The organism is Sinobaca sp. TMA16-18 (assembly GCF_059510535.1).
In genome coordinates this window covers 448,071-465,185 of record NZ_JCAKFM010000001.1, presented here as the reverse complement: position 1 = coordinate 465,185, position 17,115 = coordinate 448,071, and the positions used below count along the sequence as shown (strand labels likewise).

18 protein-coding genes are annotated in these 17,115 nt (G+C 45.2%); 16 read left to right on the top strand and 2 right to left on the bottom strand.

From position 1 onward, the window contains the following. The first annotated feature begins 1 nt into the window (after position 1). From accB to AC5W14_RS02335, 15 genes are all read left to right on the top strand, one after another. A complete protein-coding gene (gene accB, locus AC5W14_RS02405; RefSeq protein WP_496059196.1) occupies positions 2-520 on the top strand; it encodes an acetyl-CoA carboxylase biotin carboxyl carrier protein in 519 nt (172 codons plus the stop codon). An 82-nt stretch (positions 521-602) separates the two neighbouring features. Beyond that, positions 603-2,150 carry an acyl-CoA carboxylase subunit beta gene (locus AC5W14_RS02400; protein WP_496059197.1) on the top strand — a complete coding sequence of 516 codons (1,548 nt, stop codon included), beginning with the start codon at positions 603-605 and terminating at the stop codon, positions 2,148-2,150. Positions 2,151-2,167: 17 nt separating this feature from the next. Next, positions 2,168-4,204 (top strand): methylmalonyl-CoA mutase family protein, encoded by a 2,037-nt coding sequence (locus AC5W14_RS02395; RefSeq protein ID WP_496059198.1) that lies wholly within the window; start codon positions 2,168-2,170, stop codon positions 4,202-4,204. Beyond that, entirely contained in the window at positions 4,194-6,344 is a 2,151-nt protein-coding gene (scpA, locus tag AC5W14_RS02390; protein ID WP_496193615.1) for a methylmalonyl-CoA mutase, read from the top strand. The genes AC5W14_RS02395 and scpA overlap by 11 nt, the downstream gene beginning before the upstream one ends. A gap of 13 nt (positions 6,345-6,357) precedes the next feature. Beyond that, positions 6,358-7,371 (top strand): methylmalonyl Co-A mutase-associated GTPase MeaB, encoded by a 1,014-nt coding sequence (gene meaB / locus AC5W14_RS02385; protein WP_496059200.1) that lies wholly within the window; start codon positions 6,358-6,360, stop codon positions 7,369-7,371. A 110-nt stretch (positions 7,372-7,481) separates the two neighbouring features. Further along, complete coding sequence (locus tag AC5W14_RS02380; protein ID WP_496193614.1) at positions 7,482-8,537, top strand: EAL domain-containing protein; 1,056 nt, start codon at positions 7,482-7,484, stop codon at positions 8,535-8,537. Between the two features lie 14 nt (positions 8,538-8,551). Continuing rightward, positions 8,552-9,160, top strand: coding sequence for an NAD(P)H-dependent oxidoreductase (locus tag AC5W14_RS02375; RefSeq protein ID WP_496193613.1), 609 nt, complete (start codon positions 8,552-8,554; stop codon positions 9,158-9,160). Further along, the gene (locus AC5W14_RS02370; protein ID WP_496193612.1) at positions 9,160-10,053 is read left to right on the top strand and encodes a fumarylacetoacetate hydrolase family protein; all 894 of its coding nucleotides are present in this window, start codon (positions 9,160-9,162) and stop codon (positions 10,051-10,053) included. Before AC5W14_RS02375 ends, AC5W14_RS02370 begins: the two co-directional genes overlap by 1 nt. Positions 10,054-10,137: 84 nt before the next feature. After that, positions 10,138-11,181: a LacI family DNA-binding transcriptional regulator gene (locus AC5W14_RS02365; RefSeq protein ID WP_496193611.1), complete on the top strand. Its 1,044-nt coding sequence runs from the start codon at positions 10,138-10,140 to the stop codon at positions 11,179-11,181. Positions 11,182-11,232: 51 nt separating this feature from the next. Then, positions 11,233-12,357, top strand: coding sequence for an AI-2E family transporter (locus AC5W14_RS02360; protein ID WP_496193610.1), 1,125 nt, complete (start codon positions 11,233-11,235; stop codon positions 12,355-12,357). Beyond that, positions 12,341-12,751 (top strand): rhodanese-like domain-containing protein, encoded by a 411-nt coding sequence (locus tag AC5W14_RS02355; RefSeq protein WP_496193609.1) that lies wholly within the window; start codon positions 12,341-12,343, stop codon positions 12,749-12,751. The genes AC5W14_RS02360 and AC5W14_RS02355 overlap by 17 nt, the downstream gene beginning before the upstream one ends. 90 nt (positions 12,752-12,841) lie before the next feature. Further along, a complete protein-coding gene (locus tag AC5W14_RS02350; RefSeq protein ID WP_496059207.1) occupies positions 12,842-13,153 on the top strand; it encodes a YbyB family protein in 312 nt (103 codons plus the stop codon). A 141-nt stretch (positions 13,154-13,294) separates the two neighbouring features. Beyond that, positions 13,295-14,050 carry a serine aminopeptidase domain-containing protein gene (locus AC5W14_RS02345; protein ID WP_496059208.1) on the top strand — a complete coding sequence of 252 codons (756 nt, stop codon included), beginning with the start codon at positions 13,295-13,297 and terminating at the stop codon, positions 14,048-14,050. A 25-nt stretch (positions 14,051-14,075) separates the two neighbouring features. Then, entirely contained in the window at positions 14,076-14,921 is an 846-nt protein-coding gene (locus tag AC5W14_RS02340) for a YitT family protein (protein ID WP_496059209.1), read from the top strand. 52 nt (positions 14,922-14,973) lie between these two features. Further along, positions 14,974-15,438 carry a BsuPI-related putative proteinase inhibitor gene (locus AC5W14_RS02335; protein WP_496193608.1) on the top strand — a complete coding sequence of 155 codons (465 nt, stop codon included), beginning with the start codon at positions 14,974-14,976 and terminating at the stop codon, positions 15,436-15,438. 29 nt (positions 15,439-15,467) lie between these two features. Here the strand turns inward: AC5W14_RS02335 and AC5W14_RS02330 are convergent, their stop codons facing one another. Both AC5W14_RS02330 and AC5W14_RS02325 read right to left on the bottom strand, forming a co-directional pair. Next, positions 15,468-15,773, bottom strand: coding sequence for an AzlD domain-containing protein (locus tag AC5W14_RS02330; RefSeq protein WP_496193607.1), 306 nt, complete (start codon positions 15,771-15,773; stop codon positions 15,468-15,470). After that, positions 15,766-16,485 carry an AzlC family ABC transporter permease gene (locus tag AC5W14_RS02325; RefSeq protein WP_496059212.1) on the bottom strand — a complete coding sequence of 240 codons (720 nt, stop codon included), beginning with the start codon at positions 16,483-16,485 and terminating at the stop codon, positions 15,766-15,768. Before AC5W14_RS02325 ends, AC5W14_RS02330 begins: the two co-directional genes overlap by 8 nt. Positions 16,486-16,556: 71 nt before the next feature. On the opposite strand from AC5W14_RS02325, the gene AC5W14_RS02320 reads away from it, so the two are divergent. After that, the gene (locus AC5W14_RS02320; RefSeq protein ID WP_496059213.1) at positions 16,557-17,111 is read left to right on the top strand and encodes a helix-turn-helix domain-containing protein; all 555 of its coding nucleotides are present in this window, start codon (positions 16,557-16,559) and stop codon (positions 17,109-17,111) included. Positions 17,112-17,115: the final 4 nt, after the last annotated feature.

Sequence of the window (17,115 nt, the reverse complement as noted above, 5' to 3'; positions counted from 1 at the left end):
CATGTATAAAGTAAACGAAATCAAAGAACTTATTAGAGCATTGGACAACTCTTCTCTGGAAGAACTTGAAATAAGAGGAGAAAATAAAACAAAACTGTTACTAAAAAAGACGGCCTCTGCCGTATCCGCCCCTTCTAGACAAAGGCAGGGAGAAGAGCCGGCAGGAAACAGAGAAGAACAGGTACCAGCACCGGCCTCCGAGCAGCCGCAGGAAACAGCCAAAGAGCCGGCAGCGGCACAAAAAGAAACAGAAACTAAAACAGAAGCAGATACAAGCCACCTAGGCAAAATTACTTCTCCTATGGTAGGAACATTTTACAGCGCTCCATCTCCGGAAGAAGGTCCGTACGTTAAAGAAGGAGACAGCGTGAAAAAAGATTCTATCGTCTGTATAGTGGAAGCAATGAAGCTGATGAACGAACTCGAAGCCGAAATTGACGGCGAGATTGTAGAAATTCTTGTTGAAAATGGAGAACTGGTGGAATACGGCCAGCCGCTTTTCCTCGTTAAAGAAGCATAATAAATGAAGAGAAGAGTCTCCCCGGAATCGGGAGATTTCTTTTTTACAATTGAATGTAAGCGTTTTAAAAGGAGATGATTAAATGAGCCGGGATATGATTGATTATATTGATGAAATGGAAAAAAGACGAGAAAAAGTAAAAATGGGGGGCGGGGCAGCCCGAATGGAAGCCCAGCACGACCGCGGCAAAGGTACAGCCAGAGAAAGAATAGACATGCTCGTGGATGATGGAAGCTTTGTGGAGCTGAATCCTTTTATTGAAGGAAGTGTAGGGGACGGCGACCTGGAAGCCCCCGGAGAAGGCGTAGTGACCGGCTACGCAAAAATTGAAGGGAAACAGATTTTTCTTTTTTCCCAGGATTTCACCGTATATGGAGGAGCACTTGGAGAAATGCATGCGTTAAAAATCGCCAAAGTGATGGATCTTGCTGCAGAAAACGGTTCTCCTATTATTGGACTGAATGATTCCGGCGGGGCACGCATTCAAGAAGGTGTTCTTTCCCTCGATGGATACGGCCATGTGTTCTATCGTAATTCGATTTATTCAGGTGTTGTTCCGCAGATTTCCGTGATTCTTGGGCCTTGTGCCGGTGGCGCCGTATATTCACCGGCTATTACAGATTTTGTATTTATGGTGGAAAAAACGAGCCAGATGTTTATTACCGGCCCGAAAGTAATTGAAAGCGTGACCGGTGCAACGATTAATTCGGAAGAACTCGGCGGCGCAAAAGTGCACGCTAAAAAGAGTGGAAACGCCCATTTTACGGCGCCGACGGAAGAGGAAGTGCTGAGTCGGGTCAGGGAGCTGGTTCGTTACCTTCCTTCCAGCTATAAGGAAAAAGCGCCTATATTGGCACCGACAAAGAAAAAAGAAGGCCGCATTGATGAAATGCTTGATATTGTCCCTGTAGAAACAACCAAAGTGTACGATGTGCGAAACGTAGTCAGAAGTATATTGGATGAAGAAGAGTTCTTAGAAGTACAGGAAGATTTTGCAAAAAATATGGTCATTGGATTTGGGAGAATTAAAGGAGAAAGCATTGGCATCGTTGCAAACAATCCTAAAATGATGGCAGGCGGCCTGGATATTGATTCTTCCGACAAGTGCTCACGTTTTATTCGTTTCTGCGATTGTTTCAATATACCGATTGTGACGCTGGAAGACGTCAGCGGGTTTATTCCCGGCATTCAGCAGGAGCACGGCGGAATTATCCGCCACGGGGCGAAAATTCTATATGCCTACTCCGAAGCGACGGTGCCAAAAATTACGATTATTTTACGAAAAGCATTCGGTGGTGCCTATGTCGCACTGAACAGCAAAGCGATCGGCGCGGATCTTGTTTTTTCCTGGCCCAATGCAGAAATTGCAGTTATGGGGCCGGAAGGTGCCGCCAATATTATTTTTTCAAAGGAAATAAAAGAAAGCAGCAGTCCGGATGAAACAAGAAAACAAAAGATTGAAGAGTACCGTAATCGTTTCGCCAATCCATATATTGCTGCAAGCAATGGAATGATTGACGACGTCATAGATCCAAGAGATACAAGAACCGTTTTAGCAGAATCCCTTGAAATGCTGCGCCGAAAACAGCAGCAGAAACCAGCCAAAAAGCATGGCAATATTCCCCTATAAAAAAGGAGGACTGCACGATGGCCGAGAATGAAGACAGCCGGCAGGTACTGAATGATATCTGCCTTTTTCCAGTCCCGTCGCTGGAAGAATGGGAAGAGGCAGTAAAAAAAACACTCAAAGGAAAAACAGCCGCGGAATTAATCCATCAATCCGAAGAAGGCATAGAGATTAAGCCGCTTTACACAAATGCTGACCGGCCGGAAGCTGCCAAAAACAATATGCGTTCAGGTGCTTTTCCTTATACAAGAGGTAATAGAGCGTTTCAGAATCAGCAGAAACCGTGGAAAATTATCCAACAGACATTTGAAAGGCTGCCGGAGAAAGTAAATATGGAAATAAAAGAAGGGATGCTTAAAGGGCAGGACGGGTCTGAAATCCGTATAAATACAGATTTTCAAAAACAGAACAGTGCTGTTTCGGCAACTGGCGTGTGCGTGTTTTCTAAAAAGGATGCTGCAAAAGTGCTGGAAGGCATTCATGTAGGAGAATATTCGATTTCCCTTCATGCAGAAGGTCCGGTGTGGCCCTTCTTTTCCATCTGGATTCAGGCGTTGCAGCAGAAGGAAGGCTGGAAGCAGTTTGATGGAAGTATTACGGTGGATCCTCTCTCTGAACTGGCTGAAACCGGAAAGCTGAGTACGTCTTTAGATACCGCTGTTGATCAAATTGTGGAAGTAATAAAATGGCAGGAGCAGGAGAAGCTGGATTTCCCTGTGCTGCGTGTTTCAAGCGAAGCCTGGCACAATAATGGAGCAGACATGGCCCAGGAGCTGGCTGCTATGACAGCATCCGGCGTCTACTATATAAATGAAGCCCTTCAGCGTGGTGTAAGTCTGCAGCGGGCTCTTCGCTCTCTTGTGTTTCATATGCCGGCAGGCGGAAGGTACTTTTCGGAGATGGCTAAGCTGCGTGCAGCACGGTTGTTATGGGCTAATGCTGCAAAAGCATTCGGTGCCTCGGATGAAGAATGCCGGATGGAGCTGAGAGGCTCTACATCACAGCGCACGAAAACAATCTATGATCCGTTTAATAATATGCTCAGAGGATCGATTGAAGGATTTGCCGCCGCCGCCGGGGGCGTAGATGTGCTTCATATTGCTCCTTTTGATGAAGTTATCCAAAAGCCGTCTTCTTTTGCGAAGCGTATTGCCAGGAACACACAGATTATTCTGCAGGAAGAAGCCCATATTGGAAAAACAATGGATGCGCCGGGCGGCTCCTTTTATGTAGAGGCGTTAACAGGAGAGCTGGCGGAAAAAGCCTGGTCACTTTTTCAGGAAATAGAAAAAGAGGGCGGTATGGCATCTGCGCTGGCATCCGGTGTGATCCAAAAGCAGGCAGCAGCAAGCAGAGAAATGCGGCTGAAACAGATAGAAGAACGAAAAAAAGGAATCATTGGTGTTAATATGTATCCTAATGAAAAAGAAAAGCCTGTATCTCCAGGATTTGATGATAAGAAGGAAATAAGCGAATACACCAATCCGCAAAAGCGCACTTCAGACAGGAAGACAGGAGCGGCCACATTTATAGAAGTGCTGCAGCTGGCTGATGAAGGATATTCTCTTAGGGAGATGTCCGACGGCACACAGAAAGACTTCACGCAGGTGGATTCCATGCCGTTAATACGTGATGCGGAACGGTTTGAACAGTTACGGATGACAATAGAGGCAGCCGCTGCTGAGAGAGAAGGTCTGTCCCTCCTCGTACTTGGAATCGGCTCTCTGGCTTCCTGCAAACCACGAATGGATTTTGCAGCCGGATTTCTGAGAACGGGCGGATATACCATTGTCAGTGAGCAGGCAGACACGATAGAAAAAGCGGAGCAGGCAGCGAAAAAATACAGCCTGCCTGTCGTTTTATGCGGATCAGATGAGCAGTACCAGCTGCTTGAAGAACAACAGCTGAAAGCGATAAAAAAGAATGCCGGTACACTAATGCTTGCAGGGGAAGACAGCCGGGAAATAATAGATCTCTGCCTGAACAGAAAGAAAAATGTGTATCAAAGCCTGGTGTGGCTCCGGGAAAAAATGGGAGGGAAAGCGTATGCCGACTAAACCGGATTTTTCAAAAATACAGTTGAGCACGTCTTCTTCAACAGGAAAGGCGAACGAGAAGCAGAAAACAACCGGTTTTTCCACCGTAGAAGGGATTGACGTTCGACCCGCTTATTCCAGAGACGATATAAAAGATCTTTCTCATATTAACTATTTATCTGGCATCACTCCATTTTTACGAGGCCCTTATCCCGCCATGTACATTACGAGGCCCTGGACAATCAGGCAGTATGCAGGCTATTCCACAGCGGAGGAGTCCAATGCTTTTTACCGGAAAAATCTAGAAGCCGGACAGAAAGGGCTTTCCGTCGCTTTTGATCTGGCCACCCACCGCGGCTATGATTCCGATCATCCCCGGGTGGAAGAAGACGTCGGAAAAGCCGGAGTCGCGATTGATTCTATTTTGGATATGAAAATATTATTTGACGGTATTCCCCTTGATAAAATGTCTGTCTCCATGACGATGAACGGGGCTGTTCTTCCGACGCTCGCTTTTTATATTGTAGCAGCAGAAGAGCAGGGAGTTAGCAGAGAAAAGCTGACGGGTACAATTCAAAACGATATATTAAAAGAATACATGGTCCGCAACACGTATATTTATCCGCCGGACATGTCCATGAAAATTATAGCGGATATTTTTTCTTACACGTCTGAACATATGCCTAAGTTTAACAGTATCTCCATCTCCGGCTACCATATGCAGGAAGCCGGAGCGACAGCCGATCTGGAGCTTGGTTATACGCTCGCCGACGGTCTGGAATACCTGCGCACGGGCCTTGGGGCCGGCATGAGTATTGATGAATTTGCGCCGCGCTTATCTTTTTTCTGGGCCGTTGGCATGAATCACTACATGGAAATAGCAAAAATGAGAGCCGCCAGGGTGCTGTGGGCGAGAATTCTTAAGCCGTTTGCTCCAGAGAATGAAAAGTCATCCGCCCTCCGCACTCATTCGCAGACATCGGGATGGAGCCTGACAGAGCAGGACCCGTACAATAATGTAGCCAGAACAAGTATGGAAGCACTGGCGGCTGCCATGGGCGGCACCCAGTCTCTTCACACGAATGCGCTGGACGAAGCTATTGCCCTGCCTACAGATTTTTCGGCAAGAATCGCGAGAAATACCCAGCTTTATCTACAGGAAGAGACAGAAATTACAGATGTGGTGGATCCGTGGGGAGGCTCCTATTACGTAGAGACATTAACAGCCGAGCTGATCAGCAAAGCCTGGGCCCACATTCAGGAAGTAGAAGAAGCAGGCGGCATGACTAAAGCCATTGAAGCCGGACTTCCTAAAATGAGAATTGAAGAAGCCGCTGCAAAAAGGCAGGCCCACATCGATTCCGGACGGGAAACGATTGTAGGGATCAATAAATACAAACCGGAGGAAGAAGAGCCGCTTGAAATTAGAGACATTGATAATACGACGGTCCGGCAGTCCCAGCTGCAGCGTTTGGAAAAGCTGAAAGCAGAAAGGGACGGCAAAGCAGTTGAAACCGCACTGCAGGCGTTAACAGAAGCCGCCCGTTCCGGTGAAGGCAATCTGCTTGAAAAAGCCGTGGATGCTGCCAGAGTCCGGGCAAGCCTCGGCGAAATATCCTCTGCCCTGGAGGAAGTGGCCGGCCGGCATCAGGCGGTGATCCGATCGATCAGCGGTGTGTACAGTGCTGAGTTCGGGGAAGGAGAAATCGTGGACGACGTTAGAAAACTAACCGATGCATTTGCCGATGAAGAAGGACGCCGGCCGCGGATTATGATTGCAAAAATGGGACAGGACGGACATGATAGGGGAGCAAAAGTTATTTCGACAGCATTTGCAGACCTCGGTTTTGATGTGGATATAGGACCGTTGTTCCAAACCCCGGAAGAAGCCGTGCAGCAGGCCATCGAAAATGATGTCCACGTACTTGGCATGAGCTCTCTTGCCGGAGGGCATAAAACGATTCTGCCGAAAGTTATGAAGGAATTGAAAAAAGAAGGAAGAGAAGATATTGTCGTCATTGTCGGAGGCGTGATCCCCTCCCAGGATTACAATAGTTTGAAAGAGGCAGGCGCTGCAGCCGTATTTGGACCGGGAACGGTCATTCCGACGGCAGCTAAACAAGTAGTAGAAGAAGTACAGTCCAGGCTTCGGGAAGCTTAGTCCGAAAGGAAGGATGAGGATGGGAAGCACGCGAAAAAAGAAATTAACACCTGCCGAGCATGTGGAAGGAGTCAGGCAGGGACGCCGGGCTTCTATTGCACAAACGATTACGCTGATTGAAAGCAGCGCAGCAAAGCACTTTGAAGATGCTCAGGAGGTCCTTGAACAACTAATGCCGTACACTGGAAAATCAATTCGAATTGGGATTACCGGAGTGCCGGGAGCGGGAAAAAGTACGTTGATTGAAGCATTGGGCATGCAGCTGTGTGAAAGTGGATTTAAAGTGGCGGTGCTTGCAGTTGACCCATCCTCAAGTGTGAACAGAGGCAGTATTCTTGGAGACAAAACGAGGATGGGGGAACTCTCGAAACACCCGGATGCCTATGTCCGTCCCTCTCCAACAGGAGGAAACCTGGGTGGAGTGGCTAAGAAAACACGGGAAACGATGCTTGTATGTGAAGCCGCCGGATATGATGTCATTATTATCGAAACAGTCGGTGTCGGACAAAGCGAACTGACGGTTCGTTCGCTTGTAGACTTTTTTATGGTGTTAATGCTTACCGGAGGCGGAGATGAACTGCAGGGTATAAAAAAAGGCTTAATGGAAATAGCAGATGCCGTTTTCATTAATAAAGCCGACGGGCAGAACAAGCAGCCGGCCGAATTAGCTAAGTCGGAGTATAACCGCCTGCTTCATTTTCTGCAGCCGGCTTCCCCGGGATGGGAGACCAAAGCCTATACCGTATCGGCTTTAACTGGAGAAGGACTGGATCACATCTGGTCTGTTATCCAGTCCTTCGAACGCACAATGAAGGACAATGGCCATTTTGACCGGCGCCGCAGGGAGCAGGTATCGGAGTGGATGGAACGATTAATGATCGATGAATTAACATCTTCATTTTATCAAAGCGAGCAGCTGCAGACGCACTTTGCCGAAAGTAAAAAGTTAGTCCAGGATGGAGAAAAGCCATTGCGGAAAGCGATTCAGGAATTGATGGAAGAATATAGGGAGTTACAACAAAAATAGAATATATTCAGACCTAAAGTGCTAGTTCTTTAGGTTTGTTTATTCATTTTTTTCGAAGTATAATGGGAAATGAGTCATATAATTTAAACAGATAGATAGGAGGAGTCGCAATGGCAGGATGTTCAAATTGCAGTATGGTCCCTTCTCTGGAAGACAATGGCACCTTTTTGTTTACCGCAGCAGATACCGGCGGCACCACCTTACTTGTTAAACATTTAAACGATAGAGACGTCGGAATAGAGCAGGAAAACGGGATTATTCACGCCCCGTTTCGCAGTTTGGAAGAGGCTGTTCGAATTGTCGGCAACCTGGAAGCGGATTTACTGGACAGCGGTACTTCAGCAAAAGGGACCTGGAAGAATGAAGCCTCGGTGTTTGGCCACATGCAGGAGCTTTCGGTGCTTAAAGAAAGAATATCAAATCCTTTGTATTTTCAAATCATTAACGAAGGATTATTTACACATCATATGCAGCCAATTATCAATTTACATAGCTCGGAAGTGATGGGCCATGAATTTTTAATGAGACCTAAGAGCAGCGGACACTTTTTTTATCCTGGAGAGCTGTTTGAATATGCACAAAAAGCAGATCTTCAGTCTATGCTGGACAGTCAGGCCAGAATGTCTTCTATTGCACACAGTTCCCGCCATTTAAGTCAGGGAACGAAACGATTTATTAATTTTCTTCCATCTTCTATTTATGATCCCAGCCACTGCTTGAAATCAACATTTAAAATAGTAAAAGAGCATGGGGTAGATCCGGCCGATCTTATTTTTGAAGTAGTGGAAACAGAGGAAATAGCGGACGTTGCCCATCTGCAGAACATTTTTAAAACGTATCAGCATTATGGAGTGAACGTAGCGCTTGATGACCTTGGTTCAGGGTTTGCTACAGTAGAAATGCTGGAACAATTACAGCCTGACTTCGGCAAAGTAGACCGCAGTCTGATTTCTTATTGCGATCAAAGCGCAGAAAAACAGGAAAAACTTAAACATATGCTGAAAAAAGCAGACTTACATAACATAAAAATGCTGGCAGAAGGTATTGAAAGAAAAGAAGAACTAGATGTGGTAAAACAGCTTGGTTTTCATCTGGCCCAGGGCTATTATATTGGAAAGCCTTCCGATTATCCAATAGGTAAATCATTCATAACAGCAGGAAAATAGAAAGGAAGGATATTGTGGCTTCCATTCTTATTTGGTATTTTCATCCGGATACAGACAGCTACAACGGCTCTATTTTAACCCGGATAAAAGAGGAATTGATTGAAGCCGGTCATAACGTAGATATACGTATGCCGGAAAAAGAGCTGACTGTTTTTTCTCTTTCCAAAAAAGAGTATAACGCTTCTGTGGAGGGGGTTTACTCCAATGATGTTCAAAAAGAACATCAGTATATAAAAAAAGCAGACGGCATTATTACGCTCTTCCCGTTGTGGTGGGGCAGCTTTCCGGCGGTTGGCAAAGGATACCTGGACAGGGTGCTTTCTTATAAATTTGCATATGAGGTGGAAGAAGAAAAGCCCGTTCCATTAATGGATGCAAAGCCGATTACGTTTATTTATACGACCGGCACACCGGAAGAGGAATTCCGGCAGTCCGGTTTGAAAAAGATAACAGAAGACAACTGGCAGGAGCATATTCTGTCATTCTGCGGATTCAGGAGCGTTCCATTTTGTCATCTGGGTAATGTAATAGATTGTTCCGAACAGGACAGGGAAAAGAAACGAAGCCGTGCCTCCGCCCACGTGGAACAATTTGCGGCAGATATAACGAGGAGGACAGAGTAATGAAGCTGGTATCCTACAGAGAAAACGAAGTGACTGCACTGGGAATAATGATCGAAGAAAGTATAGTCTCGTTGGACGAAATAAAAACACGGGCCGGTCTGGATATACCATCTACTATGGAAGAAGCCATAGAGTGGAAGCAAAGCCGCTTCGGTGAATTAAAGCACTTGGAAAAATGGGCATATGATAATCAGGGCCTGCTTCTTATGACGCCTGTCGAATCTGCCGCTGTTCTTCCACCTATTTATCCAAAAAGAAATATTATGTGCGTGGGAAAAAATTATGCTGAGCATGCAGTGGAAATGGGGAGCAAAGCAGACATACCGGAGCACCCGATTATTTTTACAAAGCCTCCCACTGCCATTATCGGGACAAACGAGACAATCGAAGCGGATGAACAAGTCACGAAAGAGCTCGATTATGAAGGGAAAATTGCTGTTATTATTGGTAAAAAGGGAAAGAAAATCCCAAAGGACCAGGCACTGGACCATGTATTCGGCTTTACCCTTCTAAACGATGTAACCGCAAGGGATATTCAGGCCCGTCATAAACAATTCTACTTAGGAAAAAGCATGGACACCTTCTGTCCGCTCGGGCCGTTTGTTCTTCTCGACAAAGATTGGGAAACGTTTTATCCTGTTCTTCGGACTTATGTAAATGGAGAACTGCGCCAGGAGTCTTCCATGGATAAAATGATTTTCTCCGTCAAAGAATTAATCTCCACGCTTTCAGCAGGAATGACGCTTTACCCGGGAGATATTATTGCAACGGGAACGCCATCAGGAGTAGGAAAAGGGTTTAAACCTCCTAAATTCCTCCAGAATGGGGATGAGGTCGCTATTTCAGCCGAGGAACTGGGAAGTCTGCATAACAAAGTTACCATTTACTCATAATAGGGTATAAGAATAGACGGCGACGAAAGACAAAGTGTACCTGCTTTGTCTTTTTGCGTTTACATTTTACAAAAGGAGAAAATAATGGGAATAACAATAAAAGACGTGGCGGAAAAAGCAGGGGTAGCGCCGTCAACTGTATCAAGAGTATTATCGAGCCATCCGAGTATCAGTGAGAAAACAAAAGAGAGGGTACGCAGGGCCATGACAGAAATGGGTTACGTTCCTAATCTTCATGCGAGGCGTCTGGCAGGACGAAAAACGAATACGATTGGGATTGTTATGCCCAACGACGCAGGATCTTCCTTTCAGAACTTGTTTTTTCCGGAGATTTTAAAGGGCATAAGTACATATGCTTCCGAAAAAGGAGAAGGCCTCTATATAACAACGAGCCAGACAGAAGAGGAAAAGCTGTTAGAGGTCAGAAAAATGGTAGAAAATCGAATGGTTGATGGAGTAATTGTTCTGTATTCTTTAAAAGAAGACAAGGTGCGGAGTTATCTGGAAACAATGAAGTTTCCCTATACTGTTATCGGCAGCCCGGCTCCTTTCCCGGAAGCCTCTTTTGTGAATAATGACAACGTACAGGCCGGCCGGGAAGCTGCTTCCCACTTGTGCAGGCTTGGCCATGAGCGCATTGCGTTTATTGGCGGCAGAGAAGACTATGAGGTGACGTCAGATCATGAAAAGGGATATATATCCGCTCTGCGGGAAGCCGGCCTTCCGGTAGAAAAGAGCCTTATTTTTAAAAATGCCGGCAAAACAGATGGTGGCAGAAAAGCTGCCCGGGAACTGATTAATTTACAGATGGCGCCCACAGCTGTTGTAGCTGCAGATGACATGATGGCACTGGAAATTATTCATTATCTTCATGAGCAGGGTGTTTCCGTACCGGAGCAGATGTCTGTTATCAGCTTTAATAATGTTGTTATTGCCTCGTTAGCCTCCCCGCCGTTAACGACAATAGATATTCAAATTTCCGAGCTGGGCAGGCAGGCGGCTAAAGCAATATGTTTCGGTATGGAACATACGGATAAGCCGGCTTACCAAAAAGTTGTCAGCCACAAGCTCGTTACAAGAAAGTCCTGTGCTGCTTTAAAGAAAGCAGAAAGGCGGACAGAACGGTAAAAAAATTATGCTATAATAAAGTAATGAAAATCTGAGAATAGTGGTGGTAAAATGCCTAAAGGCAAGTACTTTAATATTGGTTATGGAATACTGCTTACGTTTTTGATTATTTATCTGGGAACGCTGATTGATTTTATTTTCACACCTATTGTTATTTTAGTCTCTACATTGTTTGCTCCAATATTAATCGCAGGAGTGCTGTTTTACGTATTTCGTCCAATCGTCAACTTGTTATCAAAAAAACTGCCGCGTGGTTTGTCTATACTTATTTTGTATTTGGCATTTGCCGGTCTGCTTACGGGTCTCGTGTTTTTCCTCGGTCCTATTATTCAGGAACAGGTGACAAGCCTGATTGATGGACTGCCGACATTTGTAGAGGAAGCTCAAAGTCTGCTGAACACGGTATCGCAGCAGCCGTGGTTTGATAGTGCATTAGATCAGGCGGGGTATTCCTCGCTCGACGAATTACTGTCTGATTTATCCACTTATTTAACAGATTTCCTAAGCGGCATAGGGGGAAATGTTATTGGCATTATCACTTCTATTGCAGGCGCTTTAGTCATAGCTGTCGTTATTCCTTTTGTTTTGTATTACATGCTTAAAGAAGGAAAAGGCGCGCCGGCTATGATTCTCAGACTGCTTCCGAAAAAACAGGAAGAAGAGGGATTCCGCATTCTGCGTGATATGGACCGGGCGTTAAGTTCGTACATTGTGGGACAGGTACTCGTTAGTATATGCGTCGGTGTGTTGATTTATATCGGCTATATCATTATCGGTCTCGAATACGCGCTTATTCTGGCTCTGATTGCGATGGTGACAAATGTTATTCCATTTGTAGGACCGTGGATCGGGACATTTCCAGGGGTTATTGTCGGTCTGTTCCAAGATCCTTTAATGGCGGTCTATGTAATTATAGTCGCGGTTGTTGTTCAGCAGATTGAAAGCAATTTAATCTCCCCGCAGATTATGGGAAAACGACTGCATATTCATCCTGTCACGATTATTCTGCTGTTACTCGTGGCCAGCCAGTTTGCCGGTCTGCTCGGATTAATTCTAGCTGTACCAGCTTACGCTGTTGGTAAAGTGATTGTAACGCATACGTTCAGACTGATTAAGCTTCGAAACCGGAAGGCATCGTTGGATGAATATGAAGCGCAGCATGGTATTAAAAATTAAAACAACGGAGTGGGGATATAAGATGAGTGAGAAAATAGAAGGAATTGAGCAGATAGACGTCCAGCAGTTGAAACAATTGTATAAAGACAATCAGTCCGCTCCTATTTTCATTGATATAAGAGAACCTTCCGAGTATGTGGAAGGACACATTCCAGGTGTGCCGCTTCTGCCGATGCAGCAAATTCCGGAAGCGGCGGAATCGATGAAAAAAGATGAATCTTATGTGTTAATCTGCCGAAGTGGCAGCAGGAGCCAGCATGCGGCCCACTACCTGAAAGAAAATGGATTCGGCCAGGTGAAAAACTTTGCCGGGGGCATGCTTACCTGGGATGAAGAAATGCAGATCGGGATGGAAAACCCGCTGGAAAATATTAATGACCTGTACGAAAAATAACAACACGATTTAAAGAAGGAAGCGTTTTAGCTTGCTTTAATAAGGGAAGAGATTCAAGTGAAGCAAAGAACAACGAAGGAGGACAATACAATGTGTAAAAAGAGTCTATTTATTTTAATCATTGCAGGCATTACCACAGCAGCAACCATTCTGCTGAAAAGTGAAAATGCAAGAAGCCAGGTCAGGGGAAATATTGACCGGGGCATGGCTGCAGCAAAAAATAAAACAAAGCAGGATGAAGATAAATATTTGAACGAAAAAACGGGTCATTCTGATCCCCACGATATAGACGACAACAAAATGGTGTCTGAAGGGGCAGTGAATTCTGTCCAGTATTTTAACAGCACGCAGGAATCCGGCGAAGAACCTGTAAAAAGCACGCATAAAGATTCCAGTAAGTAATACAGAAGCTGCCCTTGTAATTAGGGCAGTTTTTTACTATTTTATAAGGAAAAAGAACATTTCCGGCAGGTCCTTCTCTTTTAATCCCATGATGGATCAAGTACAATGATATAGGATTATATAAATCAAAAGGCGGTTATTATGTACATCATTGAGAAAGAAACAATTAATCAGATCCCAATGCTACATATTCATAAAAAATCTTTAGCCGGAAGGCCGGCTCCGGTTGTTATGTTCTGGCACGGATTTTCCAGTGCGAAAGAACATAATCTTCCAATTGCCTATCAGCTTGCGGAGAAAAACATACGTGTACTGCTTCCGGAAGCTGTTCTGCACGGAGAACGGTCTGAAGACATTTCAGAAAAAGAACGAATGTCAAAATTCTGGAAGGTTGTCGTTCAATCCGTAAGGGACACAGAAACGATTTATAATGAAATAAAAAAAAGAAACTGGATACTAGATGAGCGCTTGTTTGTCGGGGGAACATCTATGGGAGCGATTTTAACGTTTGGTGCTCTTAAAGTGTACCCGTGGATCAAAGGCGGTATCAGTCTGATGGGTGATCCGGCCTGGGGGGATCTGGCAAAGGCCCAACTTGAAGGCCTTAAGCGCAATAACTTGTGGGAAGAATCAGAAGAAAAAACACAGGAAATTTTACATGGGCTTCATCCGTTCGATCTTTCAGCTGCCCCCGAAGCGATAGCGGACCGCCCATTATTTTTCTGGCACGGCCGGGAGGATGATGTAGTGCCTTATCAATCCGCCTATCATTTATACAAAACGCTCGAACAACAATCAGCCGGCCCAATGGAATATCATTTGGATCCTAAGGCGGGACATAAAGTTCCAAGGCCAGGGATGCTGCAGATGACTTCATGGGTGGCCAAACATATTTAAGCTGCCGCTGTAGGGGAGGAATACTATGATAACAACGCATACTACGTTATCTCAAGAATTAAAAAAGGTTGGTGTCATCATTGTTGGTGCACTGATCATGGCCGTCGGATTAAATATGTTTTTGATACCGGCTAATGTTTTTTCCAGCGGGGCGACGGGTATCGCGCAGATACTATCCACTCTGGTTCCGTTATCAACGGGGATGCTCTTATTTATATTAAATATACCTATAGCTGTTCTAGGGTGGATACGTGTAGGAAAGCTCTTTACATTTTACAGCTTTCTGCATGTTGCCCTGACTACTTTTTTTCTGGAAGTTATACCTATCACTGAATTATCTTCCGATATTTTATTAAACGGGGTATTTGGCGGGGTTATTACAGCTATTGGAGCGGCCATTGCTCTTAAGTGGGGCGCTTCTGCAGGCGGACTGGATATTGTAGCCCTTGTGCTTGCGCAGTCGAGTGACCGCCCGGTAGGTACGTACTTTTTCATGCTCAATGGTGTTATCGTTATTGCGGCCGGCCTGCTGTTTAACTGGGAGAGTGCACTTTATACTCTTGTAACATTATATGTAGGATCAAGAGTGATCGATGCGATTCATACCCGTCATGTGAAGCTCACAGCGTTTATTGTTACTAAGAAGCCGGACTTGCTGCGGGACGCTATTCATCAGAATATTACAAGAGGAATTACAAGGCTGCCGGCTAAGGGCGGATTTGATGCCAGTGAAAAAGAAATGCTGATGATTGTTATTACCCGATATGAGCTGTATGCGCTGCAGCAGGTCATACAGGAAGTCGATGAGCAGGCCTTTACGAATATCGTGAATACTGCCGGCATTTACGGGATATTCCGAAAAGATAAATAAAAACGTTCTGTTTGTATGAAATCCACACGATTTTACAAGAGGATGTGAATGTATGAAGTGGCTGACAGTGGGGATTGTGGGAATCATGCTTGTTTCGGGCTGCGGGACCGCAGGCCGGGAGGAGGCAGAAAGCGGGGAACCATCCATGCAGACAGATAATTGGGAGCTTTCCGGTGGATTTAACGAAGAAGCTTATACATGGGAATTTGATTTGACCAATATTTCCGGGGAACCATTAGATCTTGCTTTTAACAGCGGCCAGGAAATTAGTGTTTTCATTCATAAAAAAGGGAAATCAGAGCCCGTTTACAATTATGCAGAGGAAAAACTTTTTACCCAGGCGTTAAAAGAAATAACAATTGGTGAGGGAAACATCCGCAAATGGGAAGAAGAAGTTGATTTTGATCTGCTCGAACCTGGAGAGTATACGTTATCGTTTGAACTGCTCGTCTCCGACATCAATGGAGAACCCCCTGAACAGCCTGTAGAACTGGAAGATTCTTTTTCTATAGAATGATAAAAAGCATCCGCCAATTCGGTGGATGCTTAAAATATAGGCAGAAACAGAGAAAGAATGAAAATAGAGCCAAGTACAATAAAAACCATATTTTCATTTACATAGCTTAAGATAATAGCAGAAGCGGCTCCGACCAATCCAAAAAAAAGAGAATCCTGCACAAATAAAATGCCGGGAAAAATCAGAGCGCCCAATGCAGCAAAGGGAACATTTCGAAGCGCTCCTTCTATCCGCGATGGAAGCCTTTTTCCGTTCAGCACCACGAATGGCAGCATACGGGGAATATATGTCACAACGGCCATGCCGATAATAATCCAAAAAATAGAACTACTCATCAACCAGCTCCTCCTTTCTAGTATGGTCCGGAGCCACCCATTCTATAAGAATGGCAGCGGCTGAGGCAGCGGTAATAATCGCCCAGCCTTCCGGCATGAACGGATAAAGCATGCCATGGATCAAAGCTGCTGTTCCGGCAAGAAATAGAACCTTCCGGCTTTTTTTTAACGGCGGCAGCAGAAGGGCCAAAAACAAAGCATAGATTGCAAATGAAAGGCTTGTTTGTAAAAAAGCAGGCAGCAGATCCCCTGCGCTGTGGCCGGCCACGGTGAAAAAGACCCAGCTGGCATAGGCGGTTAAAAATACACTGTATATGTAGCCGCTGCTTATTGTACCTGTATTTGTTGACGTCACCGCAAACACTTCATCTGTAATACCAAAGGCATAACCGGCTTTTATAACCGGGTGATCCGGCTCTGCTTTTTCATGAAGAGATGCGCTCATCAGAAGATGGCGAATGTTTAATACGAACGTGGTGATAATAATTTCCAGGGCACCCGTGCCTGCACTGATCAGGCCAAGCGCTGTATACTGGGCCGCTCCGGCGAATACAAACGTACTCATCATAAACGCTTCCATAAGTGTTAAACCTGTACTCTGGGCCAGAAATCCAAACGTTACAGCAGCCGGCATGTAACCGAGAGCAATAGCAGCGCCATGCTTTAAACCTGTAAATTTATCCGGTGCCGGATGTAAAGAATGCGTATCCATTACTGCCTCCTTATCGTATTTTATAGTAAACTATTTGTATGTTATAGTATATCAGCGAGGGGAGAAACGCAATGAAAAAAGACATTAACGTAGAAATTGGCAGAAGACTTCGGGAGCTTCGCAATCAGAAAGGATGGAGTCTGCAGATGCTGGCAGAGCACACTAACGTCAGCAAGCCGATGCTCGGGCAGATCGAACGGGGAGAAACAAACCCCACGGTGGGAACTCTTTGGAAAATAGCGGATGGGCTTGGCGTCGCTTTTACTTCATTTATCGAAGAAGATAAAGAAACCGCATATGTAATAAGGGGTGCAGACATTCAGGCACTGGAAAGCGGGGACAGTCGTTTTAAAGTAAAGCCTGTTTTTTTGAAAGAAAAAAAAGCCCCTGTAGAGGCTTATCTGGTGGAAATGGAGCCCGGGTGCGATTACCACTCCAGAGCGCATCAGGAAGGGGTGGAAGAGTATATTTTTGTGCAGGGTGGCAGCATTTGCATTGAAGCAGCGCAGCAAATGCATGAGCTGCATGCGCTGGATGCTATTCGTTTTGCGGCAGATAAGCCGCATCGTTATATTAATTCCGGAGATGCAGAGGCCGTCTTTACGATGGTGATACTATATAAATAACAAA

Coding starts and splice junctions, on each gene's coding strand:
- accB (WP_496059196.1), top strand. CDS start 2: ATGTATAAAGTAAACGAAATCAAAGAACTTATTAGAGCATTGGACAAC.
- AC5W14_RS02400 (WP_496059197.1), top strand. CDS start 603: ATGAGCCGGGATATGATTGATTATATTGATGAAATGGAAAAAAGACGA.
- AC5W14_RS02395 (WP_496059198.1), top strand. CDS start 2,168: ATGGCCGAGAATGAAGACAGCCGGCAGGTACTGAATGATATCTGCCTT.
- scpA (WP_496193615.1), top strand. CDS start 4,194: ATGCCGACTAAACCGGATTTTTCAAAAATACAGTTGAGCACGTCTTCT.
- meaB (WP_496059200.1), top strand. CDS start 6,358: ATGAGGATGGGAAGCACGCGAAAAAAGAAATTAACACCTGCCGAGCAT.
- AC5W14_RS02380 (WP_496193614.1), top strand. CDS start 7,482: ATGGCAGGATGTTCAAATTGCAGTATGGTCCCTTCTCTGGAAGACAAT.
- AC5W14_RS02370 (WP_496193612.1), top strand. CDS start 9,160: ATGAAGCTGGTATCCTACAGAGAAAACGAAGTGACTGCACTGGGAATA.
- AC5W14_RS02365 (WP_496193611.1), top strand. CDS start 10,138: ATGGGAATAACAATAAAAGACGTGGCGGAAAAAGCAGGGGTAGCGCCG.
- AC5W14_RS02360 (WP_496193610.1), top strand. CDS start 11,233: ATGCCTAAAGGCAAGTACTTTAATATTGGTTATGGAATACTGCTTACG.
- AC5W14_RS02355 (WP_496193609.1), top strand. CDS start 12,341: ATGGTATTAAAAATTAAAACAACGGAGTGGGGATATAAGATGAGTGAG.
- AC5W14_RS02350 (WP_496059207.1), top strand. CDS start 12,842: ATGTGTAAAAAGAGTCTATTTATTTTAATCATTGCAGGCATTACCACA.
- AC5W14_RS02345 (WP_496059208.1), top strand. CDS start 13,295: ATGTACATCATTGAGAAAGAAACAATTAATCAGATCCCAATGCTACAT.
- AC5W14_RS02340 (WP_496059209.1), top strand. CDS start 14,076: ATGATAACAACGCATACTACGTTATCTCAAGAATTAAAAAAGGTTGGT.
- AC5W14_RS02335 (WP_496193608.1), top strand. CDS start 14,974: ATGAAGTGGCTGACAGTGGGGATTGTGGGAATCATGCTTGTTTCGGGC.
- AC5W14_RS02330 (WP_496193607.1), bottom strand. CDS start 15,773: ATGAGTAGTTCTATTTTTTGGATTATTATCGGCATGGCCGTTGTGACA.
- AC5W14_RS02325 (WP_496059212.1), bottom strand. CDS start 16,485: ATGGATACGCATTCTTTACATCCGGCACCGGATAAATTTACAGGTTTA.
- AC5W14_RS02320 (WP_496059213.1), top strand. CDS start 16,557: ATGAAAAAAGACATTAACGTAGAAATTGGCAGAAGACTTCGGGAGCTT.